The sequence below is a fragment of the Streptomyces sp. NPDC056738 genome, assembly GCF_042790435.1.
GTDB lineage: Bacteria > Actinomycetota > Actinomycetes > Streptomycetales > Streptomycetaceae > Streptomyces.
In genome coordinates this window covers 49,599-72,858 of record NZ_JBHTZF010000002.1, presented here as the reverse complement: position 1 = coordinate 72,858, position 23,260 = coordinate 49,599, and the positions used below count along the sequence as shown (strand labels likewise).

Annotated in this window: 19 protein-coding genes and 2 tRNA genes; 8 read left to right on the top strand and 13 right to left on the bottom strand. The window is 72.8% G+C overall.

Annotation, left to right across the window (positions count from 1 at the left end):
- Positions 1 to 64 precede the first annotated feature (64 nt).
- From ACFRIC_RS04095 to ACFRIC_RS04085, 3 genes are all read right to left on the bottom strand, one after another.
- Positions 65 to 1,504 (bottom strand): hypothetical protein, encoded by a 1,440-nt coding sequence (locus ACFRIC_RS04095; protein ID WP_382780773.1) that lies wholly within the window; start codon positions 1,502 to 1,504, stop codon positions 65 to 67.
- A 439-nt stretch (positions 1,505 to 1,943) separates the two neighbouring features.
- Entirely contained in the window at positions 1,944 to 3,041 is a 1,098-nt protein-coding gene (locus ACFRIC_RS04090; RefSeq protein WP_382779039.1) for a maleylacetate reductase, read from the bottom strand.
- Positions 3,038 to 3,901: an intradiol ring-cleavage dioxygenase gene (locus tag ACFRIC_RS04085; RefSeq protein ID WP_382779037.1), complete on the bottom strand. Its 864-nt coding sequence runs from the start codon at positions 3,899 to 3,901 to the stop codon at positions 3,038 to 3,040. The genes ACFRIC_RS04090 and ACFRIC_RS04085 overlap by 4 nt, the downstream gene beginning before the upstream one ends.
- Positions 3,902 to 4,076: 175 nt before the next feature.
- Here ACFRIC_RS04085 and ACFRIC_RS04080 point away from each other — a divergent pair, with 175 nt between their 5' ends.
- The gene (locus ACFRIC_RS04080; protein ID WP_382779035.1) at positions 4,077 to 4,613 is read left to right on the top strand and encodes an NUDIX hydrolase family protein; all 537 of its coding nucleotides are present in this window, start codon (positions 4,077 to 4,079) and stop codon (positions 4,611 to 4,613) included.
- Here ACFRIC_RS04080 and ACFRIC_RS04075 read toward each other — a convergent pair.
- Both ACFRIC_RS04075 and ACFRIC_RS04070 read right to left on the bottom strand, forming a co-directional pair.
- Complete coding sequence (locus ACFRIC_RS04075; protein ID WP_382779033.1) at positions 4,592 to 5,320, bottom strand: 2-phosphosulfolactate phosphatase; 729 nt, start codon at positions 5,318 to 5,320, stop codon at positions 4,592 to 4,594. The genes ACFRIC_RS04080 and ACFRIC_RS04075 overlap by 22 nt on opposite strands.
- A 125-nt stretch (positions 5,321 to 5,445) precedes the next feature.
- Positions 5,446 to 5,519 (bottom strand) — tRNA-Pro (locus ACFRIC_RS04070).
- Positions 5,520 to 5,619: 100 nt separating this feature from the next.
- On the opposite strand from ACFRIC_RS04070, the gene ACFRIC_RS04065 reads away from it, so the two are divergent.
- From ACFRIC_RS04065 to ACFRIC_RS04055, 3 genes are all read left to right on the top strand, one after another.
- Positions 5,620 to 6,144: a DUF309 domain-containing protein gene (locus ACFRIC_RS04065; RefSeq protein WP_382779031.1), complete on the top strand. Its 525-nt coding sequence runs from the start codon at positions 5,620 to 5,622 to the stop codon at positions 6,142 to 6,144.
- A 122-nt stretch (positions 6,145 to 6,266) separates the two neighbouring features.
- Complete coding sequence (gene cobF, locus ACFRIC_RS04060; protein ID WP_382779029.1) at positions 6,267 to 7,037, top strand: precorrin-6A synthase (deacetylating); 771 nt, start codon at positions 6,267 to 6,269, stop codon at positions 7,035 to 7,037.
- A 74-nt stretch (positions 7,038 to 7,111) separates the two neighbouring features.
- Positions 7,112 to 9,196, top strand: coding sequence for an MDR family MFS transporter (locus ACFRIC_RS04055; RefSeq protein ID WP_382779027.1), 2,085 nt, complete (start codon positions 7,112 to 7,114; stop codon positions 9,194 to 9,196).
- A 10-nt stretch (positions 9,197 to 9,206) separates the two neighbouring features.
- Here ACFRIC_RS04055 and ACFRIC_RS04050 read toward each other — a convergent pair whose 3' ends face one another.
- Entirely contained in the window at positions 9,207 to 9,980 is a 774-nt protein-coding gene (locus ACFRIC_RS04050; RefSeq protein ID WP_382779025.1) for a sulfite exporter TauE/SafE family protein, read from the bottom strand.
- Positions 9,981 to 10,294: 314 nt separating this feature from the next.
- Positions 10,295 to 11,482: a thiolase family protein gene (locus ACFRIC_RS04045; protein ID WP_382779023.1), complete on the bottom strand. Its 1,188-nt coding sequence runs from the start codon at positions 11,480 to 11,482 to the stop codon at positions 10,295 to 10,297.
- A gap of 378 nt (positions 11,483 to 11,860) precedes the next feature.
- Here ACFRIC_RS04045 and ACFRIC_RS04040 point away from each other — a divergent pair, with 378 nt between their 5' ends.
- The 3 genes from ACFRIC_RS04040 (at position 11,861) to ACFRIC_RS04030 (ending at position 15,442) form a co-directional block, all read left to right on the top strand.
- Positions 11,861 to 12,673, top strand: a complete 813-nt coding sequence (locus tag ACFRIC_RS04040; protein ID WP_382779021.1) for an SAM-dependent methyltransferase — start codon at positions 11,861 to 11,863, stop codon at positions 12,671 to 12,673.
- Between the two features lie 160 nt (positions 12,674 to 12,833).
- A complete protein-coding gene (locus ACFRIC_RS04035; RefSeq protein ID WP_382779018.1) occupies positions 12,834 to 13,577 on the top strand; it encodes a CBS domain-containing protein in 744 nt (247 codons plus the stop codon).
- A 125-nt stretch (positions 13,578 to 13,702) separates the two neighbouring features.
- A complete protein-coding gene (locus ACFRIC_RS04030) occupies positions 13,703 to 15,442 on the top strand; it encodes a GAF domain-containing protein (protein WP_382779016.1) in 1,740 nt (579 codons plus the stop codon).
- Positions 15,443 to 15,468: 26 nt separating this feature from the next.
- Here ACFRIC_RS04030 and ACFRIC_RS04025 read toward each other — a convergent pair whose 3' ends face one another.
- Positions 15,469 to 17,286 (bottom strand): ABC transporter ATP-binding protein, encoded by a 1,818-nt coding sequence (locus ACFRIC_RS04025; RefSeq protein WP_382779013.1) that lies wholly within the window; start codon positions 17,284 to 17,286, stop codon positions 15,469 to 15,471.
- Between the two features lie 259 nt (positions 17,287 to 17,545).
- Here ACFRIC_RS04025 and ACFRIC_RS04020 point away from each other — a divergent pair, with 259 nt between their 5' ends.
- Entirely contained in the window at positions 17,546 to 19,693 is a 2,148-nt protein-coding gene (locus tag ACFRIC_RS04020) for a SpoIIE family protein phosphatase (RefSeq protein WP_382779011.1), read from the top strand.
- A 200-nt stretch (positions 19,694 to 19,893) separates the two neighbouring features.
- Here the strand turns inward: ACFRIC_RS04020 and ACFRIC_RS04015 are convergent.
- The 5 genes from ACFRIC_RS04015 to ACFRIC_RS03995 form a co-directional block, all read right to left on the bottom strand.
- A tRNA-Pro gene (locus ACFRIC_RS04015) sits at positions 19,894 to 19,967 on the bottom strand.
- A 57-nt stretch (positions 19,968 to 20,024) separates the two neighbouring features.
- Positions 20,025 to 21,452 (bottom strand): MFS transporter, encoded by a 1,428-nt coding sequence (locus ACFRIC_RS04010; protein WP_382779008.1) that lies wholly within the window; start codon positions 21,450 to 21,452, stop codon positions 20,025 to 20,027.
- 191 nt (positions 21,453 to 21,643) lie between these two features.
- Positions 21,644 to 22,003 carry an MmcQ/YjbR family DNA-binding protein gene (locus tag ACFRIC_RS04005; protein WP_382779006.1) on the bottom strand — a complete coding sequence of 120 codons (360 nt, stop codon included), beginning with the start codon at positions 22,001 to 22,003 and terminating at the stop codon, positions 21,644 to 21,646.
- Positions 22,004 to 22,065: 62 nt separating this feature from the next.
- Positions 22,066 to 22,599 (bottom strand): GNAT family N-acetyltransferase, encoded by a 534-nt coding sequence (locus ACFRIC_RS04000; RefSeq protein ID WP_382780771.1) that lies wholly within the window; start codon positions 22,597 to 22,599, stop codon positions 22,066 to 22,068.
- A complete protein-coding gene (locus ACFRIC_RS03995) occupies positions 22,599 to 23,171 on the bottom strand; it encodes a helix-turn-helix domain-containing protein (protein ID WP_382779004.1) in 573 nt (190 codons plus the stop codon). Before ACFRIC_RS03995 ends, ACFRIC_RS04000 begins: the two co-directional genes overlap by 1 nt.
- Positions 23,172 to 23,260 lie beyond the last annotated feature (89 nt).

Here is a 23,260-nt window from a genome sequence, read left to right as displayed (position 1 = left end):
GTCCGGCAGGTTGCCGGGGGCACGGGAGATGACCGCCCGCCGCCGGCGGGCACGGGCGCCGGAACTACACGCGACCGTCGCCGAGCTTCCACTCACGGTTCAACGCGCCCAGCGGAATGGCGCGTTGGAACACGGGCGTGCCGAAGACGGACAGGTGCACCCGCAGGGTGCCGGTCAGATCGACACCGCCGTAGAGAGCCCAGGCGCCCGTGGCGGTGGCCTCCGTCTTCACCGCGGATCCCGTCGTGGTCGTGGTCCCGGCAGAGCCCGCGGCCTCGCCCCGCAGGTACGGGGCCAGGTCGGCGGTGACACCGACGGCGCCGTAGAGGCCGACACTGGCCTCCGCGCCGAGGGCCGACTTCACCCGTCCCGCCGCACTGACGGAGGTACGCACCGGACTGCTCGTCATGTGCGACTCGTCGACCGGCGTCCATCCCCGGGCGGGACCGAAGGCGCCTCCGGCCTTGAAGTCACCCTTGAGGTGCTGTTCCACGTCGAGCGTGACGACCCCGTCGGCGTCGATCTGGAAGTAGCAGGTCAGATCGAGGTTCACCACGACGGGGATCGGGCCGACCTGGAGGACGGGGTCGGCGTGCAGCTTCGCGAACGGCACCCGCCGGGGCTGCGCGGAGGCGGCGGCGCGCCCCCTCACCGCCCACTGCGCGTCCCAGTCGCCGGAGACACCGAGGTAGGCCGTGCCGGGTCCGGAGTCGGCCGCGTCACCGCCGTAGGAGAAGTCGACATCCGGCGCGACCTGCACGAATCCGGAGACGGACGCCGACGCCGAGGCCGGCGCCCCGGGCGCCGTGGCCACCTTCGCGCCGACGTCGATCCGCAGGCTGCCGAGCGGAACCTTCGCCCCCTCGGGGCCGACGTGGACGTCTCCGGCCTTCGCCCACGAGACCCGCACGTCCGGCAGCAGTTTCTCGATGTCGAAGGACGCCGGGTCGACGGCGACGGAACCCTTGGCGTCGTCGTCACCGAGCAGCGCGTCCAGGGTCGTCGGCGCGGTCTGCACCTGGGTACCCTCGGCGCTCTCGCCGATCACGTCGGTCACCCGGGCCAGGAGGCCGTCGGGTGCGCCGGGCGCCGGGGCGCTGGCGATGACGTCGCCGACGGCGGTGGCGTGCGGCTCGGCCGAGGCCCCTGCGGACGGGGACGGGGACTGCGTCCCCGCTCCGCCCGAACCACCTTTGCCCACACGGGATATGACGGCTCTTCGGGTCTTGCTGTCGTACGACGCCACCTTGAGGGCGGCCCGGTGCGCCCGGCCGCCCGGCTCACCCGGACGGGCGACGGCGGTCGAGGTGGCCGCCGCCTCGGGGGCCGCGGCGACGGCGAGCGGACGCCCGGCGTCCTCGACGGCGGACGCCGAGGCCGCGACGGGACGTGCGGGGTCGGCACGGGAGGACGGCTCCGCGGGACTGGCGGAACAGCCGGCGGCGAGGAAGAGGGCGGATGCGGCGAGCGCGGGCACGACGGCCCGCGAGGCCCGCTTGCGGATACGCAAGTTCAGTCCTTGAGGGGGGTGGGGGGTGACTCGGGATTACCGACGGGTAACCAGAGGTGAGGGTGTCATGAACCCGTGAAGCCCCGCCCCGCGTTTCGGCACCCGCCGGGGTGACGTGTGCCACGCCCGCCCGGAACGCCCCGAAGAGTCGTCGACCGCTCAACCAACTTGGCTGTCAACGGACATGACGAGGCGTCAATGGGCGCCGAGAAGGGCGGACCGACCGGCCCCGGCCGTGCCGCCCGACGCCTTCGCCTTCCGCCCGACGCATGCCGTCCGCCGCCCGGCGCAAGGCGCCGACTGCCTCCCGCCTGCCGCCTGCCGCCTGCCGCCTCCCGCCTCCCGCCTCCCGCCTCCCGCCTCCCGCCTCCCGCCTCCCGCGGAGTCACCCCTGCCGCCCGCTGCCCGCCGACTCCGAGAATCAGCTCTGCCGTTACTGGAGGACCTCGCTCCGCGGCTCCCAGCCCTCGTACGCGGCCGTCAGCAACCCGAGTACTCCGTTCCCCGTGACCTCCCGGGGGTTGGGACAGGACTCGGCGGCGACCATCGTCGCCGCGCGCGCCAAGTCGGCCTCCTTCAAACCGAGTTCGGCCAGAGAGCGAGGAGCGCCGAGGCCTCCCGCGAGGTCCCGGAGGGCGCGGGGGACGTCGTCGGCGTCCAGGGCCCGCGCCAGGACGGCGAGCGCGTGCGGCGCGGCGGACGCGTTGTAGGCGAGGACGTAGGGGAGGACCACGGTGTGGGTCTCGGCGTGCGGCAGACCGAAGGTGCCGCCGAGGACATGGCACAGCTTGTGGTGCAGGCCCATGGTCGTCGCCCCGAGGCAGGAACCGCAGAGCCAGGCGCCGTACAGGGCCCGGGCGCGGGCCCGTGGATCGGCGGGGTCCGCGGCCACGCCGGGAAGGGCACCGGCCATCGCCCGTACGCCCTCCTCCGCCATCAGGGAGACGAGCGGGGAGGCGTCGGGGGCGTACAGCGCCTCGGCCGCGTGCGCGAGGGCGTTGACGCCGCTGGTGACCGAGAGCGGGACCGGGAGGCCGAGGGTGAGGTCGGGGTCGTAGACGACACTGCGCGGCTGTACGGAGGAGTCGCGGCCGGTGCGTTTGACCCCCTGTTCGGTCAGGCCCCACACGGACGTCATCTCGGAGCCCGAGTAGGTGGAGGGCACGGCGATCAGCGGCAGGCCGGTGCGCAGCGCGATCGCCTTGCCGAGGCCGATCGCGGATCCGCCGCCGACGGCGACACACCCGTCGGCGCCCGTCTCCCGCGCCGCCTCGACGGCCCGGTCGGCGACCTCCACGGGGACGTGCATCCGGGCACCGGAGTGGATTCCCGCGCAACTGTCGCCGAGCGCGTCCGCCACCGCGCGGGCGGCGTCCACGCCCCGGCCGCCGCACACCACGAGGACGCGGTGCAGCGCGAGCCGCGCGACCTCCCCGGGTGTCGCGGTCACGGAGGCTCCGGGCCGGAAGACGACCCGGGCGGGCCGGGTCTCGTAGGTGAAGTCGAGCGGGGTGCTCGGCGGGGTGGTCATTCCGGCTCCAGGACGAGGTCGAAGCGGGCGTGTCGGAAGGGGTTCGCGACACCGAACTCCCGTGCCAGCGAGGGGTCGTCGGTCTCGGTGAAGTCCTGTACGAGACTCCGCTTCACGGCGAAGACGGCGTCGGAGTCCAGGTAGGGGCTGCCCGCCACGAAGATGTGCGTGGTGACGGGGGCGTGCCCCTCGGCAGAGGCGATGAAGTGGATGTGGGCGGGGCGCCAGGAGTGGCGGCCGGTTGCCCCGAGCAGGGCGCCGACCGGACCGTCGGTGGGGATCGGGTAGGGGCTCGGCACACAGGTGCGGAACCGGAAGCGGCCCTCGGCGTCGGTGGTGAAGAGCCCGCGGCCGTTGCCGGGCGGCTGGACGTCCGGCTGCTGGACGTCGTAGAAGCCCCGTCCGTCCGCCTGCCACACGTCGAGGACGGCACCCGGCAGCGGACCGCCGTCGCGGGAGCGGACCCGGCCGCTGATGACGCACGGCTCGCCGGTGCCCACCAGGTCGATGGTCGCGCCGAGTTCCCGTACGGGTGACCGCGTCAGGTGGAACGGCCCGAGGACGGTCGACTCCGTCGCGCCCGGGTCGTCGTGGCCGTTCAGCGATTCCACCAGCATGGAGACGCCGAGGACGTCCGACAGGAGGATGAACTCCTGCCGGGTGTCCGTGCACGTCTGCCCGGTCGCGGTGAGGAAGGCTATGGCGCGCTCCCACTCCGCGGTCGTCGGCCGGGTCTCGCGGACGAAGGCGTGCAGATGGCGGGTGAGCGCGCCGAGCAGCTCACGCAGCCTCGGATCGGCCGTGCCCGCGAAGCTGTCGACGACGGCGTCGGTGATCTCCGTGGTGAATTCCCTGGCCATGCCGCTCCCGAGGTCCAGCCGGTCGTCCTGCCGAGCGTGCCCAGGCTACGAGACCGGATCCGTGGCCCGAAACATCGTCACCGACGCCGAAGAACACACAATGACCCTTTCCGTGGGGCATCGTTGACCTGGAACATCACGCCCGCACCGGACGCACGGAAAGTATGATCAAGCAATGTCTGACTTGACCGAAACCACGCCCGGCTGGCTGTCCCGCGACGAACTGGAATCGGCCCGCGCCCGCCTGCCGATCCTGTACGTCGAAGCCGTACCGGTGCGCGTCGACGACAACGGCGAAGTCACCCACATCGGGCTCCTGCTCGGCATCGGTCCGGACGGAACGGTCACCCGCTCCCTCGTCTCCGGCCGGGTGCTGCACCACGAGCGGGTCCGGGACGCCCTCCTGCGCCACCTGGAGAAGGACCTCGGCCCGGTGGCCCTCCCCCGGATCCCGGCCTCCCTGCAGCCCTTCACCGTCGCGGAGTACTTCCCGACGCTGGGGGTCACGCCGTTCCACGACCCGCGCCAGCACGCCGTGTCCCTGGCGTACATCGTCCCGGTCACCGGCGACTGCCGCCCGCGGCAGGACGCCCTGGACCTGGTCTGGTTCAGCCCGGAGGAGGCGGCCTCCCCCGTGGTCACGGACGACATGCCGGGCGGTCACGGCGTTCTGCTGCGGCAGGCGCTGGCCTACGTCGGACGTATCGCCTGACGCGGGGGCCCGGCGTTCTCGGCGCGGCCCGTGCCGGTGGCGCGCGGGCGCAGGACCATGAGCGGGCCCTCCGGGGCCGCCACCATGGCGAAGGAGAAGCGGTCGAGCTCGAGGCAGAGCGCGACGTCGTCGGGATGGACGCCCTGCCGCACCCCGGTCGCCAGTTCGTCGGCGGCGCGGGACGCGGCGGCCCGGCGGAGGAACCCGGCCGCGTCCGTCCCGGCCCCGGCGGCCCGCCCGGCGATGTAGTGGGCGCACGCCAGATCCTCCTCGGCGCGGCCGTCCTCGCCGGTGACGACGAAGGTGACGCCGTCGGCGGGGCGGGCCCGCAGGAGCCGGGCCGTCGCCCCGGCCACCACGAAGCCGGCGCACAGGACGAGCGAGGCGTCCTTGACCGCGAGCGCGCCGACCGTGCCCGCCGTGGTCTTCTGCACGACGGTCCGGCCGCCGAGGTCGGCGGACCGCAGCAGGCCCGGCGAATTGACGAGGTCGAACCCCGGGGCGGGCGGACCGTCCTTGAGCGCCACCCAGTCCGGGTGGCGGGCCTTCAGCGCCAGAGCCTCGTCCAGGGATTCGGCGAGGACGATCTTCTCCGCACCCCGGTCGAAGGCCCAGGCGGCCACCGTGAAGGCCCGCATGACGTCGACCACGACCGCCACGGACGGGGTTTCGGTGAGCTCGGCGATGCCGAGGAAACGAGCGTCCATCGCGTCATCATGGCGCCCGCCCCGGCCCCAGGCCACGGAATAATGGGGCGCGCACTCGCCCCCGGGGAACGGAAAAGGCCGCTCCCGCCTCGGCGGAAACGGCCTGCGACCTGCTGTCCAGCAAGTCGGGACGACAGGATTTGAACCTGCGACCCCTTGACCCCCAGTCAAGTGCGCTACCAAGCTGCGCCACGTCCCGGTGCCTTCACCCGCGGTGACCCGCGTGATCGTGCGAACAGAACTTTACCCCACGCCGGGGGCTGCTCCGCAGGGGGACGGGGGCGCGCGACAATCGGCGTATGACCGGGACATCTGAGACGGGGCGGGCCGGCGGACGCGATCGGGACGCCGAGGGGCGGGCCCGGAACGCCCGGCCCCGGGACGGACTGGGGCGCCCGCTGCCGTACGGCACCCCCGGGGTGGAGCGGGCGCCGGAGGGCGTCGTGCGCCGTCCCGAGCAGACGGTCGCCGAGGCGCAGGCGCTGCTGGACGCGGGTCGGCCGTTCCACGCGCACGAGGTCTTCGAGGACGCCTGGAAGTCCGGTCCCGCGGACGAGCGCGGGCTGTGGCGTGGACTGGCCCAGCTCGCCGTGGGGCTCACCCACGCGGCCCGGGGGAACGTGACGGGCGGCGCGCGGCTGCTGCGGCGCGGGGCCGGAGCGGTCGAGGAGTGGACGGCGGCGACCGGCCGGCCGCGGCCCTACGACCTGGACCTCGCGGAGGTCGCCCGCTGGGCACGGGAGTTGGCGGCCGTGGTGGAGCGCGACTGCCGGCCGACCGACGCGGCGGGGGAAGCCCCGCGGCTGCGCGGGCGGGCCGCCTGACCAGGGCCCGGGCATCGACGGGGCCACCCGGACCGGCCGCCCGACCACGGCGCGGGCCGGATGCACGTCTCCGGGGTGCGGCCGGTGCGTCCACTGTCGGTGGCGTGGGGCAGACTCTCGGTGTGCGAAAGATTCATGTCATCGGCATCGGAGCGGGCGACCCCGATCAGCTCACGCTGCAGGCGGTCAAGGCGCTGAGGGACACGGACGTGTTCTTCATCCTGGACAAGGGCGAGGTGAAGTCGGACCTCGTCCAACTGCGCCGCGACATCCTGGACGCGCACATACCCGAAGGGGCGTACCGCCTGGTCGAGGCCCGCGACCCGGACCGGGACCGGACCGCCGGCGGCTCCGCGTACTCACCGGCCGTCGGGGACTGGCGCAGCGCCCGCGCGGCCATCTACGAACGGCTGATCGCCGAGGAGCTGGGCGAGGACGAGACCGGCGCGTTCCTGGTGTGGGGCGACCCCGCTCTGTACGACAGCACGCTCGGCATCCTGGAGGAGATCCTGGACCGGGGCGCGGTGGCGTTCTCGTACGACGTGGTGCCCGGGATCAGCAGTGTCTCGGCGCTCGTCGCCCGGCACCGCACGGGGCTGAACCGGGTGGCACGGCCCGTGCAGATCACCACCGGGCGGCGCCTCGCGGAGGGCTTCCCCGAGGGGGTGGACGACGTGGTCGTGATGCTCGACGCCCATCAGACGTTCCGGCGGTACGCGGACGAGGACATCGACATCTACTGGGGCGCCTACATCGGCACGCCCGACGAGATCCTCGCCTCGGGTCCGATCGCCGAGGCGGCCCCCCGTATCGAGCGGTTGCGCGCCGAGGCCCGCGAACGCAAGGGCTGGATCATGGACACCTATCTGCTGCGCAGGAATCCGGGCGAGTAGGACGTCCGGCCGCCCGTACGCCGGGCGGGTCGCCCCGCATGCACGGGGAGCCCACCGGTGTGAGGGTGGCGATTGTGACGATCACGGAGGACACCGCGCCCGCCCCGGCGGGCGCGCCCGGACCACCGGTGCTGGACAATCGCCGCCGCAACATCGTCTTCGCGACGATCGTGCTGGGCATGCTGCTCGCCGCGCTCGACCAGACGATCGTGGGCACCGCGCTGCCGACGATCGTGTCGGACCTCGGCGGCGCCGCGCACATGTCGTGGGTGGTGACCGCCTATCTGCTGGCCGAGACCGTGGCGACCGTGCTCGTCGGCAAGTTCGGCGACCTGTTCGGCCGCAAGCTGGTCTTCCAGGCGTCGGCGATCATCTTCATCACGGGTTCGTTCCTGTGCGGGCTCGCCACCAACATGACGCTGCTGATCGCCTGGCGGGGGGTCCAGGGCGTCGGCGCGGGCGGTCTGATGGTGACCTCCATGGCGCTGATCGCGGACGTCATCCCGCTGCGCGAACGGGGCAAGTACCAGGGCGCGATCGGTGCCGTCTTCGGTGTGGCCACGGTCATCGGACCGCTGCTCGGCGGCCTGTTCACGGACCATCTGTCGTGGCGGTGGGCGTTCTACATCAACGTGCCCCTCGCGATCGTCGTGGTGATCGCGGCGGCCCGCACCATCCCCGTGGTCAAATCGGTGACCCGGCCGGTCATCGACTATCTGGGCATCGCGCTGGTCGCGGTCGGGTCCAGCGCGCTGATCCTGGCGACGAGTTGGGGCGGCAACGAGTACGCCTGGGGCTCGCCGACCATCATCGGCCTGTTCGTCGGCGGTCTGATCGCCCTCGCGCTGTTCTGCCGGGTCGAGACCCGCGCGGCCGAACCGATGCTGCCGATGCGGCTGTTCGGCAACCCGGTCTTCACGGTCTGCTCGATCCTCAGCTTCATCGTGGGCTTCGCGATGCTCGGCGCGCTGACCTACCTCCCGACGTATCTGCAGTACGTCGACGGGGAGTCGGCCACGATCTCGGGTGTGCGCACGCTGCCGATGGTCCTCGGGCTGCTCATCGCGTCCGTCTTCAGCGGCAACGTGGTGAGCAAGACCGGGCAGTACCGCCTCTTCCCCATCGTCGGCTCGCTCGTGATGGCGGTCGGGCTCTACCTGATGTCGCGCATGGGGCCCGACACCGGGGCGTGGCTGGAGTCGCTGTACATGTTCGTGCTCGGTACCGGTATCGGCCTGTGCATGCAGGTGCTGACGATCGCCGTGCAGAACACCGTCGAGTACACCGACCTCGGCACGGCGACGTCCGGGGTGACCTTCTTCCGTACGCTGGGAAGTTCGTTCGGCACGGCCGTCTTCGGCACGATCTACACCAACGCGCTCAAGCCGAACCTGGCCGACGGGGTCAGGGCGGCGGCCGAGACGGGCGCGGCCCCGCCGGCCGTCATCGCCAAGGCGGCGCAGAGCCCCGAGGGGCTGCACAAACTGCCGCCGCGGGCGGCCGCTCCCATCGTCGACGCGTACGCCGACACCCTCCACACGGTGTTCCTGTGGACGGTCCCGGTCGCGCTGCTCGGCTTCGTCGTGGCGCTGTTCCTGAAGCAGGTGGAGCTGCGGGACAGCGCGCGCATGGGGTCGACGGACATGGGCGAGGGATTCGCGTCGCCGTCCACCGCGGACTCCCAGCGGCTGCTGGAGTTCTCGGTCGCGAAGATCATCGGCAGCACGGAGATGGACACCGCGCGCCGCATCGTCTTCGAGTCCGACACCCGGCTGGACGTGGCGGGCGCCTGGGCCGTGATGCAGGTGGAGCTGTTCACCCGCATGGTCGGCCACGCCAACCTCGCGCTGATCGCCGCCCGGCGCCATCTGCCTCCCGAGGTGCTCGTCCCGGTCTTCCAGCGCATGGTCGACGAGGGCTATCTGACCCGGCACGGCACGCTGTTCTCGCACACCGCGGCGGGCGAGCGCGAGGCGCGGGTGATCGGCGAGGCCTGGGGCCGCTGGCTCGCCGGGCGCGTGGAACAGGACATCGGCCGGCCGTCCGGGGCGGAACTGCGCGCCGCCGTCGACACCATCGCCAAGCGTCTGCTGGTCGAGGACCTGACGCAAGGTCTGCCGGACCGGCCCCAGGAACTGTCCGCGGCCTCGCCGGGCTGACCGCGCCGGGTCAGTGGAGCAGGAGCTGTACGCCGCCGACCACCGTCGCCACGATCACCAGCCGTTCGAAGAGGAGCTGGTTGATGCGCTTCACCGCCCACTTGCCGATGAAGGCCCCCGGCACGACGAACACGGCCAGGGCCGCGTCCAGCAGCAGCGAACGGCCGTCGATCAGGCCGAGGCCCGCGCTGAAGGGCAGCTTGGAGACGTTGACGATCAGGAAGAAGAAGGCGGAGGTGCCGAGGAAGCCGAGTTTGCGGAAGCCCGCCGAGAGGAGGTACATCGACATGACCGGGCCGCCCGCGTTCGCGACCATGGTCGTGAAGCCGCCGAGGACACCGTAGGAGCGGGCCTTGGCCCGGCCCGCGCGGGTCACGACCGCGTCGGGTTCCTCGTCCTGGGCCGCGGCCCGGCGGCGCCACAGCGTGATCCCGGTCATCAGCAGCAGGGTCGCGCCGATCGAGGCCCGTACGACCCCGTCGTCGGCCCACACCAGGAACAGCGTGCCGAGCACGACGCCGGCGGCGACCGCCGGGAACAGCCGCCACAGCGTGGGCCAGTGGGCGTGGCGCCGGTAGGTGGCGACGGCGAGTACGTCGCCGACGATCAGGAGGGGCAGCAGGACGCCGGTCGAGGCGCGGGCGGGCAGTACGGCGGCGAAGACCGCCAGACTGACTGTGTTGGCGCCGCTGACGGCGGTCTTGGAGAAGCCGACGAGCAGAGCCGCGGCGGCGAGAGCGGCGAACTCCCCCGGGGATATGTGCCAGAGCGTCATCGTGTTCATGCGGGGGTCGATGCTATGCCCACGCTTCCCACCCGACCGCCGAGGGTCCCTCCGGGTACTCACCGGGCCGACGGCGCACCGGGGTCGGCCGGTGCGCCGGGGTCGGGTAGTACGCCGGGGTCGGCCGGTGCACCGGGAGGCAGCCGCTGTGGCGCGGGCAGCCTGCGCGGCCCGGGCAGTCGACGCGGCCCGGGTTGCCGGTGTACCGGCGACAGCCGGTTCCGGGGGCAGCCGGTGGGGGCAGCCGGTGCCGGGGCTCCCCCGGCGACGGAGGCTTCCCCGGCGACGGAGGGAAGGCCTCCTCCGGCTCGGTGTCAGTGGCGTTCCACCAGGACCGCGCTGCCCTGGCCCACGCCGACGCACATCGTGGCCAGGCCGCGCTCGGCGCCGGTGCGGCGCATGCGGTGCAGCAGGGTGGTGAGGATGCGGGCTCCCGACGCACCGAGCGGATGGCCGAGCGCGATCGCACCGCCGGTCGGGTTGACGAGGTCGGGGTCGATGCCGAGGGCGTCCACGCAGGCGAGGGCCTGGGCGGCGAACGCCTCGTTGAACTCGGCCTCCTGGACGTCGGCGACGGTCCAGCCGACGCGCGCGAGTGCCTTCCGGGTCGCGGGCACCGGGCCGATGCCCATGACGTCGGGATCGACACCGGCCGAGGCCCCGGCGACATAGCGTCCGAGCGACTCCAGCCCCAGATCGTTCAGGGCCTCCTCGCTGACGAGCAGCACCCCCGCGGCGCCGTCGTTCATCGGCGAGGCGTTGCCCGCGGTGACCGTGCCGTCGGCGCGGAACACCGGCTTGAGGCGGGCCAGTTTGTCGAGCGAGGTGTCCTCGCGCACGCACTCGTCACTGTCGACGACCACCCCGTCGGGACGCTCGACGGGAAGCACCTCGGCGTCGAAGTACCCGTTCTTCCGGGCGTCCGCCGCCCGCTGGTGGCTGCGCAGCGCGAACGCGTCCTGCCGCTCGCGCGTGACGCCGTACCGCGCGGCGACCTCCTCGGCGGTCTCCCCCATCGACAGCACGCCGTGCAGGTCCTTCATCGCCGGGTTGACCAGCCGCCAGCCGAGCCGGGTGTCGACGGTCTCGATGCGGTGCGGCAGCGCCTCGTCCGGGCGGGGCAGCACGAAGGGGGCCCGGCTCATCGACTCGGAGCCTCCGGCGAGCACGATGTCGGCCTCGCCCGAGGCGATGGCGCGGGCGGCCGTCGTGACGGCCTCGAGCCCGGAGGCGCAGAGCCGGTTGACGGTGGCGCCGGGCACGCTGTCCGGCAGTCCGGCGAGCAGCGCGGCCATGCGGGCGACGTTGCGGTTGTCCTCGCCGGCCTGGTTGGCGGCGCCCCAGTAGACGTCGTCGACGCGGGCCGGGTCCAGGGTGGGCACCTCGGCGACCAGAGCGCGGATGACGCCCGCGGCGAGATCGTCGGGCCGCACGGAGGACAGGGCACCGCGCAGCTTGCCGATGGGCGTGCGGCGGGCGGCCGCGAAGTGGACGGGACGCACGACAGGACTCCTGGGGGACGCCGGCGAACGGACACCGGGCATGGGTGAACACACACCTTAATTAGCACTGCTAGTTTCGGACTATAGCCCCGCACCGGACCCTTGGGAAGATCTCTCCCTCGGCCGGGACGGATCCCTCCGCCCCCGGTATACGCCCCTTAGCGTCCCGGTATACGCCCCTTCGCGTCCCCGGTATACGCCTCTCCGGCCCGAACACCCCACCCTGTGCAAGATCGTCCCCGGATCGGGGTGTCCGGGCGGTGGCCGAGGATCGACGGCCGCCCGCCCCGCCCCGGGCGTGAATGGCAGACTGCTCGCGCGCCCCCGCCGAACCCTGGCCGTCGGGGCAACAGGGCCGACGGAACGGGGAGTTGTCGTATGACGGGGCCGGAGTCCGCCGCGGGCGGGATCGACACGACCAGGCCGCATCCGGCACGGGTGTACGACTGGTATCTGGGCGGCAAGGACAACTACCCGGTCGACGAACGGCTCGGGCAGCAGATCACGGCGCGTGATCCCGGAGCCAAGCGGGCCGCGCGCAGCAATCGCTGGTTCATGCAGCGGGCCACCCGGCACCTCGTCCGTACGGCGGGAATCCGCCAGTTCCTGGACATCGGCACCGGCATCCCCACCGAGCCCAACCTCCACCAGATCGCGCAGAGCACCGCTCCGGACGCACGGGTGGTCTACGTCGACAACGACCCCATCGTCCTCGCCCACGCCGAGGCCCTGTTGCGCGGCACCGACGAGGGCGTCACGGAGTACGTCCACGCGGACGTGCGCGAGCCGCGGAAGATCCTCGACAAGGCCGCGCGCGTGCTCGACCTCGACCGTCCCGTGGCCCTGTCGCTGATCGCTCTGATGCATTTCGTCGCCGACGAGGGCGGCGCGTACGAACTGGTGGGAACCCTGGTCGACGCGCTGGCGCCGGGCAGCTTCCTGTCGCTGTCCGCGATGACCGCCGACTTCGAGCCCGAGGAGGTCCGAAGGGGCATCGAGGCGTACGCGCGCGGCGGTGTCACCCTCGTGGGCCGCTCGCACGCCGAGGTGAGCCGCTTCTTCGCGGGGCTGGAGCTGATCGACCCCGGTGTCGTCTCGGTGAAGGACTGGCGTCCCGGGCTCGCGGAGGGCGAGACCCCGATCGGCGACGAGCCGGTGTCCCTGTACGGCGGGGTCGGCCTGAAGCGCTAGCGCCCGAAGCGCCGGAGTGCCCGGTCGGGGCCCGAGGCCGGGTCCTTGGACCTGTCTTCGCGGGCGGTCCGGCCCCCGCCGGAGGACCGTCGGCCCCTGCCTCCGCGGGCGCCCGGACGGCACGCTGGGAAGCCGTCCGAGCAGGAAGCGAGATGGCGAGATGACCCTCATCGTCGGGCAGGTCATGACCAGCGAGGTCGTCGAGGCGCATCGGCGGATGTCCTTCAAGGACGTGGTCCGGCTGCTGGACCGGTACGGGATCAGCGGGCTGCCGGTCGTGGACGACGACGACAAGGTCGTGGGCGTGATCTCGGAGACCGACCTGCTGCGCCCGCGGCCGATCCGGTCCGGCGGCGGACGGGTCCGGCGTCTGCTCCCGCCGTCGCCGGGCCGCGCCCTCCCGTGGCCCCGCCGGCCCGGGCCGGCCGTGCGCCGCGCGACCACCGCGGGGGTCGGACGCGTCCGCGCCACGACGGTGGAGCAGCTCATGTCGACGCCCGCGATCACCGTGCATCCGGAGCAGCGCGTGGCCGATGCCGCCCGGGTCATGGAGCGCCACCGTGTCGAGCGGCTTCCGGTGGTGGACGAGGAGGACCGGCTGATCGGGATCGCCACCCGCCGCGACCTGCTGCGGGTCTTCCTGCGGACGGACGAGGAGATCCGCCGGGAGGTCGCCGACGCCGTGCTGGGGCGCGCGCTGTCGCTGCCGCCGCACGCCGTGGGCGTCTCGGTGGGCGACGGAGTGGTGACGCTGGAGGGGCGGCTCGAACACCGCAGCGAGATCCCGGAGGCCATCCGGCTGACGTGGCGGGTCGACGGTGTCGTCGGCGTCATGAACAGCCTGTCCTTCCGTGTCGACGACACCGTCGACGGCACCGCGGCGGGCGTCACCGCCCCCGCCTGAACCATTCGCGTACGTTCCTCCCTTCCGCCCCCGAAAACGTCGCCGCGATCCGTACAGGTGCCCGACCGCGGGCCCTGGCCGTCGGGCATCATGGCTTCGTCGGGTGGTGAGTGAGGGGATCTCGAATGGACCAGAGCGCACACCTTCCGGAGGAGCCCCCGGTTCCGCAGTTCCGGCTGGACGCCCTGCTGGAGGACCTCCAGGAGCAGGTGGAGCGTGTGCGCGGCACCCAGAACCGGGTGCACACCCTTCTCGAGGCGGTCCTCGCGATCGGCAGCGACCTGGACCTCGACGTGGTCCTGCGCCAGATCGTGGAATCCGCGGTGCAGCTCGTCGACTGCCGCTACGGCGCGCTCGGCGTCCTCGGCGACGAGGGCGGCATCAAGCAGTTCATCACCGTGGGCATCGACGAGGAGACCATCGCCCGCATCGGTCACTACCCCCGGGGGGAGGGCATCCTCGGCCTGCTCATCCGCGAGCCGCACGCGCTGCGGCTGCCCGTGCTGAGCGACCACCCGGACTCGGTCGGGTTCCCTCCCGGCCACCCACCGATGACGACGTTCCTCGGCACCCCCGTGCAGGTCCGCGACAAGATCTTCGGCAACCTGTACCTCACGGAGAAGCACGGCGGGGCCGCGTTCGACGCCGAGGACGAGGCCGTCCTGCGCACGCTCGGCGCGGCGGCCGGCGTGGCCATCGACAACGCCCGGCTGTACGACGACGCGCGGCGGCGCGAGCGCTGGCTGGCCGCGAGCAGCGAGCTGACCCGGACCCTGCTGTCCGGCGCCGACCCGGTCGACGTCCTGCACGCGTTCACGGCGACCGTCCGGGAGCTGTCCGACGCGGATCTGGTCACCCTGGCGCTGCCGCTGACCGGGACCACGGACCTCGTCATCGAGTCCGCCGAGGGCCGCGACGCCGATCAGGTGCGGGGGCTGACCCTCCCGGACGGGACGAGCCTCGCGGCCAAGGTGTACGCCTCGGGCGAGCGCATCGTCAGCACCTCGCTCAGCCAGGACCCGCGCACCGGGACGGGCAGCGCGTCGGTCCTCGACCTCGGCCCGGCGTTCGTGATCCCGCTCGGCACCCAGGAACGGGTGCGGGGCGTCCTCCAGGTCGCGAACCGCCAGGGCGGCACCGCGTTCCCCGACGCCACGATCGACATGATCGAGGGGTTCGCCGGCCACGCCGCGCTGGCCCTGGAGATCGCCGAGCACCGCCGCGACGCGGAACAGCTCCTCGTCCTCAACGACCGCGACCGCATCGCTCGCGACCTGCACGACCTGGCCATCCAGCGGCTCTTCGCCGGCGGGCTCAGCCTGCAGTCGGTGCTCAACCGCCTCGCCGACCGGCCCGACGTGGCCGAACGCGTCCAGCGGGTGGTGGACGATCTCGACGACACGATCAAGGTCGTACGTTCGACGATCTACGCCCTGCGGGAGAGCGACCGGTCCGACGCCACCGCCGGTCTGCGCACCCGGCTCGTCACCGAGGTCGGCCGCGCGGCCGAGACGCTCGGCTTCGCCCCCTCCCTGCGCATGAGCGGTCTGCTGGACACCGAGGTGTCCGACGAGCAGCGGGAGCACGTGGTCGCGGTCCTGCGCGAGGCCCTGTCCAACACCGCCCGGCACGCCGACGCCACCGCCGTGGAGGTCACCGCCGAAGCGACCGCCACCGCGCTGCGCCTGCGCGTGGCGGACAACGGCCGCGGCATCGGCCCCGACGTCACCCGCCGCAGCGGTCTCGGCAACATCGGCGCCCGCGCCGAACAGCTCGGCGGCACCTGCGCCCTGACGCCCGCCGAGCCGAGCGGCACCGTCCTGGAGTGGACGGTGCCGCTGCACCGGGACGACGAGCCCGCCTGATCGGCGCCGTCCCGCGGCCCTCGTGTTCAGCGCCGGCCGGCCGCGTCGGGCCTGTCGTCGATGAAGCCGCCCGACTGGTGACGCCACAGCTTCGCGTAGGCGCCCTCCGAGGCGAGCAGCTCATGATGCGTGCCCTGTTCGACGATCTTGCCGCGGTCGAGGACGACGAGCCGGTCCATGCCGGCGACCGTGCTCAGCCGGTGCGCCACCACGAGCGCCGTGCGCCGCTCCATGAGCCGCCACAACGCCGACTGGACGAGGATCTCGCTCTCGGAGTCCAGCGCGCTGGTCGCCTCGTCGAGCAGCAGGATCGGCGCGTCGCGCAGGATCGCGCGGGCCAGGGCGACCCGCTGGCGCTGGCCACCGGACAGCTTGATGCCACGCTCGCCGACCATGGTCGCGAAACCGTCCGGCAGCGCGTCGGCGAACTCCGTGACGTGGGCCGCCTCGGCCGCGCGGCGGATCTCCTCCTCGGTGGCGTCAGGGCGGGCGAAGGCGATGTTGTCCCGAAGCGAGCGGTGGAACATCGCCGGGTCCTGCGGCACGTACGCGATCATGCTGCGCAGATCGGCCTGCCGCAGCTTGCTGATGTCCTGGCCTCCGATCAGGATGCGGCCGCCCTCGATGTCGGTCATCCGCAGCAGCAGCCGGGTGAGCGTGGTCTTGCCGCCGCCCGACCGGCCGACCAGACCGACCTTCGCGCCGCTCGGTACGGCCAGTTCGAGCCCGGTGAAGAGCGGATCGGCCCCGCCGTGGGCGAAGGTCACCTGTTCGAAGCGGACATCGGCGTCACGGGCCCGCAGCGGCTCGGGGGCGGCCGGGTCGAGCACGGTCGGCGGTGACATCAGCAGCTCGGTGAACTGGGCTGCCTCCGTCATCGAGCTCTCCAGGCGCCGGTAGATCTGGTTGAACTCGAACATGATCCGGGTCGCGTTGGCGTAGTAGGTGAAGGCGACCACCACCGCCTCCACTCCGTGCTCGCCCCCGCCGAGCGTGATCGCGAGCAGCAGGCCGAGCGCGTTGGTCAGGACGGACATCGGCGCGACGAACGTGTCGATGCGCAGGTTGCCGTAGTCCCAGGACTGGAGGGTGAGCCGCCGCGACACCGCGACCCGGGAGCGGTGCTCCGCCGCCTCGCGCTCCTCGGCGGCGAAGGCCCGCACGGTGTCCATGTTCATCAGGCTGTCGGCGACATGACCCGAGACACGGGCGATCGCCTCCTCGCGTTCGTCGACGAGGGCCTGCCTGCGGCGGATGAGCGGCACCACGCACACCGCCGTCACGGCGATCATCGCCAGGAGTCCGACGACGAGCAGCGGTTCGTAGCGCCACAGCACCACGGACCCGAAGACGAGCGGTACGAGGCTGCCGACGACCTGGAACGTCATCGTGTCGACGAATTCCTCGTAGCGGGAGGCGAAGCTCAGCACCCGCTTGGTCAGCGAGCCGGCGAAGTTGTCGTGGAAGAACGAGGCGTCCTTGGCGAACAGCTCGTCCATGCCGATCACGTACAGCCGCTCGATGCCGAGGGCGTCCAGGCGGTTGAGGCAGTGCAGGCCCAGGCGCCAGAACGCCTCCGAGAGGAGCAGGACACCGCCGAAGGCGAGGACGTACGGCAGGGCGTCACCGGCGGAGACACCGCTGCCGCCGGCCGCGATACGGCCGACGAGCTTCGCCACGACGAGCGGTGCGACGTAGCTGATGCCGATGTTGCCCAGCGCGGGCAGCAGCATGCCCGGCACGGTCAGCCGGCGGAGCCTGCGCAGCTCCCTTCCGTAGTAGCGAAGTGCGAGGAGGACCGGGCCCTTGCCCGGTAAGGCCTTGCGCGATTCAGGAGATGCCATCACAACCCTGTGTCGTCGTACGGCTGCCCGCCGCGTCGTCCGGGTTCACCTCGCCTCGGCTCCCCAAAGCGTCGATGTCCGGACATGGGAAGGCAAGAAGTTACATCGTCCCCTGGCGGTGGCCGCACGGTCCAAGCGTTTTTCTCGGCCATCGGAGGCCTGCTCCCGGTGGCGGCGGCTCCGCTCCGGTGGCAGGAGGCCGCCGACGGGGGTTGGATCGGTCCGACGGATCGTTGCCGACCCATCGAGGTGTTCCGTCGTGACCGATGGATACCGCCCGAAACCCGACCCGGCGGGCGAGGAACTTGGGGACGCGCTCCTGGACGCGCTGTTCTCCCGGTCTCCGGCCGGTCTGCACATCTACGACCGGCACCTGCGACTCGTACGGGTGAACCCGGCCGCGCGCATGATGCGCGACTTCCCCATCCACCACATGGTCGGGCGCTCGCTGTCCGAGATTCTCCAGGCCTTCGACATCCCCGACCGCGGGGTCGTCGAGCGGACCGCCCGGCAGGTGCTGGAGTCCGGCGGCCCCGTGTTCGACCTGCTCGTCCGGCTCCGCAGCCGGAGCGGGCCCGCCGTCGAGGCCGTCGCCTCGGTCGACGTCCTGCGGCTCCAGCACGCCGACGGAACCGTGCTCGGGGTCGCCGCCGCGCTGACCGACGTCACCGCCCGTGTCCGGGCCGAGGCGGGGCTGCGTCTGCTGAACGAAGCGGCCACCCGGGTCGGTACCACCCTGGACGTGTTCCGCACCGCCGCGGAGTTCAGCGACCTCGCCGTCCCCCGTCTGGCCGACACCGTGACCGTCGACGTCTACGACACCGTCATACGCGGGCACGCGCCCACCCCGGAGTCCCGCGACCAGGGGGCGGCCCTGCGGCGTGCGGGCTTCCGCTCCGCGGCCGGCCCCGACTTCCAGGGCGTGCCCAGAATGGGCGAGATCACCACCTATCCGCCCGCCACGCCCTACCGGGCCGCCCTGGACACCCTGGCGCCCCGGCTGATCCGGCGGCTGAACCCGGATGCCTCCTGGCTCGACCCGGACCGACGGCGCGACGCCCGGATCCTGACGGCCGGGGTGCACTCGATGCTGCTCGTCCCCATCCGGGCCCGGGGCCTGGTGCTCGGCCTCGCCTGCTTCTACCGATGGCGCAATCCGACCCCGTTCGACGACAAGGACCTGGCCCTGGCGGAGCAGCTCACCACCCACGCCGCCCTGTGTCTGGACAACGCCCGGCAGTACGGACGCGAACGCTCCACGGCCCGCATCGTCACCGGCCGCCTCACCCATCCGGCGACGCCCGGAGCCGCCGCGGTCGACGTGGCCCACACCTACCTGCCCGCGGGTACGGGCGGCGCCTGGTTCGACGTCATCCCCCTGTCCGGCGCCAGGATCGCGCTCGTCGCCGGGGACACCACCGCGGAGGCGGACGCCGCCGACCCCGCGGCCATGGGCGAGCTGCGGGCCGCGATCGAGGCGCTGTCCGACCTCGACCTGCCTCCCGACGAGATCCTGGAACGCCTGCACGACCTCGCCAGCCGCCCCCAGCAGGTCCCGCCCGGCACGCCCGGCCTCCCGGCCGACGGCGCCCCGGCGAGCTGTCTCTACGTCGTCTACGACCCGGTCACCCGGCTCTGCACGGCGGCGAGCGCGGGGCACCCGGCGCCCGTCCTGGTCCACCCGGGCGGCGACGTCGAAGCCCTCGACGTGGACCCCGGCCCCCCGCTGGGCCAGGGCATCGCCCAGTACCGGTCGACCGAACGCGCCCTGCCCGCGGGCAGCACCCTGGTCCTGTACAACACCGCACTCCTGGCCGATCCCCCGGTCATGGAGCGGTCCCTGCCGAGCCGGATCGGCGGGGCGGCACCCGGCCCCTCCCTTCAGGAGCTGTGCGACTCGCTCGCCCTCGATCTGGTTCCCGACCGGCTCGACCACGACGCCTTCCTGCTCCTGGCCCGCACCCGCACGCTCGGCCCCGACCGGACCCGCGTCTGGACCTTTCCCAACAACCCCGCGATCGTCTCCATGGCGCGCAAGGCCGCGACCACCCAACTGGCCGACTGGGACATCGACAGCGACGTCGTCGACAACACCGCGCTCATCGTCAGCGAGCTGGTGACCAACGCCGTCCGGTACGCCAAGGGCCCGATCCGGCTGCGGCTGATCCTCGGGGACACCCTCACCTGTGAAGTCGCCGACGACAGCAATACGGCCCCGCATCTGCGCCGGGCCCTGGACACCGACGAGCACGGACGCGGGCTGTTCATCACCGCACAGCTCACCCGCCGCTGGGGCGTCCGGGGCGTCAGCCGGGGCAAGGCGATCTGGGCCGAACAGGATCTCGTCCCCTCGCCTCCGCCGTCGACGCCGGCGACCCACGCGCCGGTCGGAGCGGGGACACCGTGAGAGGCGCGGGCCCGAGGCGGGGACCCGAGGCGGGCCCGAGGCGAATTCGAGACCGGCCGGAGCCGCGTCCGAGGCCGGCGGGAGCCGCGTCCGAGGCCAGCGGGAGCCGCGTCCGAGGGCGGGCCCGGAACACGCCGAAGGCCGCCCTCTCGTCGTACGAGAGAACGGCCTCGGACCTGCGACTACGGAGAAGACTCCAGTCGGGACGACAGGATTTGAACCTGCGACCCCTTGACCCCCAGTCAAGTGCGCTACCAAGCTGCGCCACGTCCCGATGCCCGTCTGACCTGGGGTTTCCCCTGGCTGGACGCGCACGGAAACAATACCGCACTCACGCCGGTGGTCGCGCACCCGTTTCTCGCGGGCGGGACGGCCGAACGGCGTCTCCGGGCGGTACGGGGGTGCCGCCCGGCGACCTGGACACGGGACCGTCGACCCGTACGAGGTCCCGGATCGCGGGCACCGAGAGCAGGGCCGCGCAGACGACGAGGGACATGACGCCTGCCACGAGCAGGACGTTGTCGGCGCCGAGGGCACCGGCGGCGGGCCCCGCGAGTGCCTGGCCGACGGGCATCATCGCCAGGGAACCCGCGACGTCGTAGGCGTGGATGCGGTTGAGGACGTCGGGGGCGACCTGCGTCTGCACGCTCGTCGCCCACATCACGCCCCAGAACGAGATGCCCGCGCCGGCGATCACGGCGCACCCGGCGACGGCCGCCACACCGAACCCCGCCCCCACCGACGCGGGGAAGCAGGCGAAGGCCAGGAGGGCGAGGGATCCGGCGCGCAGCATGCGGCGCGGGCGCAGCCGCAGGGCGACGAGCCCTCCGACGACCGTGCCCGCGCCGAGGGCGGAGTTGATGAGGCCGTAGGCGCGCGGGCCGTGCGCCCGCACCACCTCGGTCGCCACGAGGGGGACGGTCGGGCCCCAGACGGAGATCATGTAGACGCACCAGACGACGATGACGCCCCACAGCCACGTACGGGATCTGAACTCCCGCCAGCCCTCGACGAGATCGGCCCGGAAGCCGGCGCTGTGGGGGCGGCTCCCGGGAGCGGCCGGGGGCAGGCGGAGCAGAAGCAGGCACAGGGCGCTCAGCGCGTAGGTGCCGGCGTGGGCCACGAAGACCCCTCCGGCGGAGGCGAACGCGACCATCAGGCCCGCGAGCGCGGGGCCGGCGAGCTGGGCGGCGGACTCGGCGATCCGGATGGCGCCGTTGGCTCCCTGGATGTCGGCGGCCAGACGCGGCACGGTGCTGGCGACGCCGGGCTGGAAGACCGCGCCGGCCACGCCGTTGACCGCGCCGATCACGCAGACCTGCCAGAGGACCACGTGGCCGGCGAAGAAGAGGGCGGCGGCGATCGCCTGGGCCACGAGCCGCACGAGGTCGGCGCCGATCATCAGTTTGCGGGTGCTGAACCGGTCGGCGATCACTCCGCCGAACACGACCAGGGCGGCGAAGGGTCCGGCGGAGGCGGCCATGGCGAGGCCGACGGCGCCGACCCCGTAGCCGTACCGCAGCAGTCCCGCGGCGAGCGCCACCGGCAGCATGGTCTCGCCGAGCCGGGCGAGGGCCCGCGCGACGAAGAACAGGGCGAAGTCCCGTGACCAGACGGACCGGCTCCGCCGTCCGTCGAGCGGACCGCCCCGGGCCGGGCCCGGGCCCGGGTCCGGTTCCTCACTCCCGCGCGATGCCTCGCTCGGCCCCTCGCACGGCGTCCCGTCCTGCGGCTCCTGGCCCGATGACGTCCTGGTCATCCCGCTCGCGCCCTCCCCCTGCACCCGGCGGCTCCCCCACGAAGCCGCCCGTCCACGCTTCGTTCCCGCTTCCGGATCGCGCCCGTCGCGGACCACTCCGTCCCCGGACCACTCCGTCCCCGGACCACTCCGTCCCCGGATCGCTCCCGATGCGGATCATGCCACGGGGCACGGGTGGTGCAGAGGCCGTTTCAGTCGGCGGACGGCAGGCCCAACCCGGGGTGGGCGTCGACGAGTCGGGGCGGGGCGGCCTGGCGCCAGGAGTCGGCGAGGATGGCGCGGAGTTCGTCGTCGTCCTCCAGCGCGGCGAGCCGGGCACGGACCCAGGCGAAGCCGGCCTCGTGGTCGGCGATCCAGAACTTCTCCGGCTCGGCCAGGACCAGTTCGTCGCGCTCCTCCTTCGGACAGCGCACGGCGATGGAGGTCTCCGCCTCGGGCAGTGTGGCGAACATCTTTCCCGCGACCCTGAAGGTGGGCATGCTCCAGGCGATCTTCTCCGTCGTGTCCGGCAGGGAAAGGGCGATACGGCGTACGTCTTCTGCATCCGGCATGAGACGCACGCTAGCCAACACCACTGACATCGACACGGCGAAGGCCCGGGGAAGACACGACGTCAGGTGCCGTCGGCGTGCGCTCCGGGCCGCTTGTAGAAGAGCGTCGTCGGGCGCAGCTCGCCCGAGGGTGCCGCCGCGTAGTCCGGGATCGCGCCGACCCGGGTCCAGCCCGCCGACACGTAGAGCGACTCGGCGGGGCTGCCGGTCTCGGTGTCCAGATGGAGGAGGGTGATTCCGGTGGCGGCGGCCGCGCTCTCCGCGGTGGCGAGGAGGATGCGGCCCACGCCCTGGCCGCGGCCGTCGCGGTGGACCATCAGCTTGACGAGTTCGGCGCGGTGGCGGCTGTTGGGCTTGTCCGGGAAGGAGAGGGCGACGGTGCCGAGCAGCCGGCCGTCGGCGCGGGCCACCCAGACCGCGTGCCGGCCGGCCGAGACGGCGTCCGCTCGCTCGCGCCACCAGGCGAGCGCCGTCGTGTGGCCGAGCGGGGCGAGGAATCCGATCGAGGCGCCGCCGTCCACGGTGTCGGTGAGCAGATCCGCCAACTCATCGGCTCCGGCGTGGAGTTCGGCCGCAGTCAGGCGGGTGACGGTGATCACGGCAGCACCACCGCCAGCGCGTACCGCACGTCCGCGGGGCCCGGGCAGTGGAATCGCGTCGGCCCCCACACCCTCAAGCGGAGGCAGTCACCGGCGTCGAGGCGGTGCTCGACGTCCTGCGCGGTCACGTCGAGCCTTCCGTCGAGGACCCAGATGTGCTGTTCGAGGCCGGGCACGGGAGGCCTGTCGTACGCGATGTCCGCGCCGGCCGCGAGGCGCCCCTCGACCAGTTCGCCGCGCAGTCCGGCGTGCGGCGGCGAGACCGATCGCCGGACGAATCCGGAGGCCCGGTCCGTCCAGACCGTCTGGTCGGCGGCGCGGACCAGCAGCGCGGATTCCCGCTCGACCTCGCTGAGCAGGTGCGACATCGTCCGCCCGTACACATGGCAGAGGCGGTTGAGGAGGGAGGCCGTGGGGCTGATCTCGGCGCGTTCCGCGCGCGAGAGGGTCGATCTGCTGATCCCGCTGCGCTCGGCCAACTCGCCCAGGGTCCAGCCCCGTTCGGCCCTCAGCTCGGCCAGTCGCGCCCCGAGCCGGACGTCGACCTCACCATCCTCCTCGATTCCCATATCCGGGATGCTATCCCACATTCGGGAACACAGGGAAGGCGCGAGCGGGCCGCCGGGATCGACGGCCCGCTCGACGGACTCGATCGACT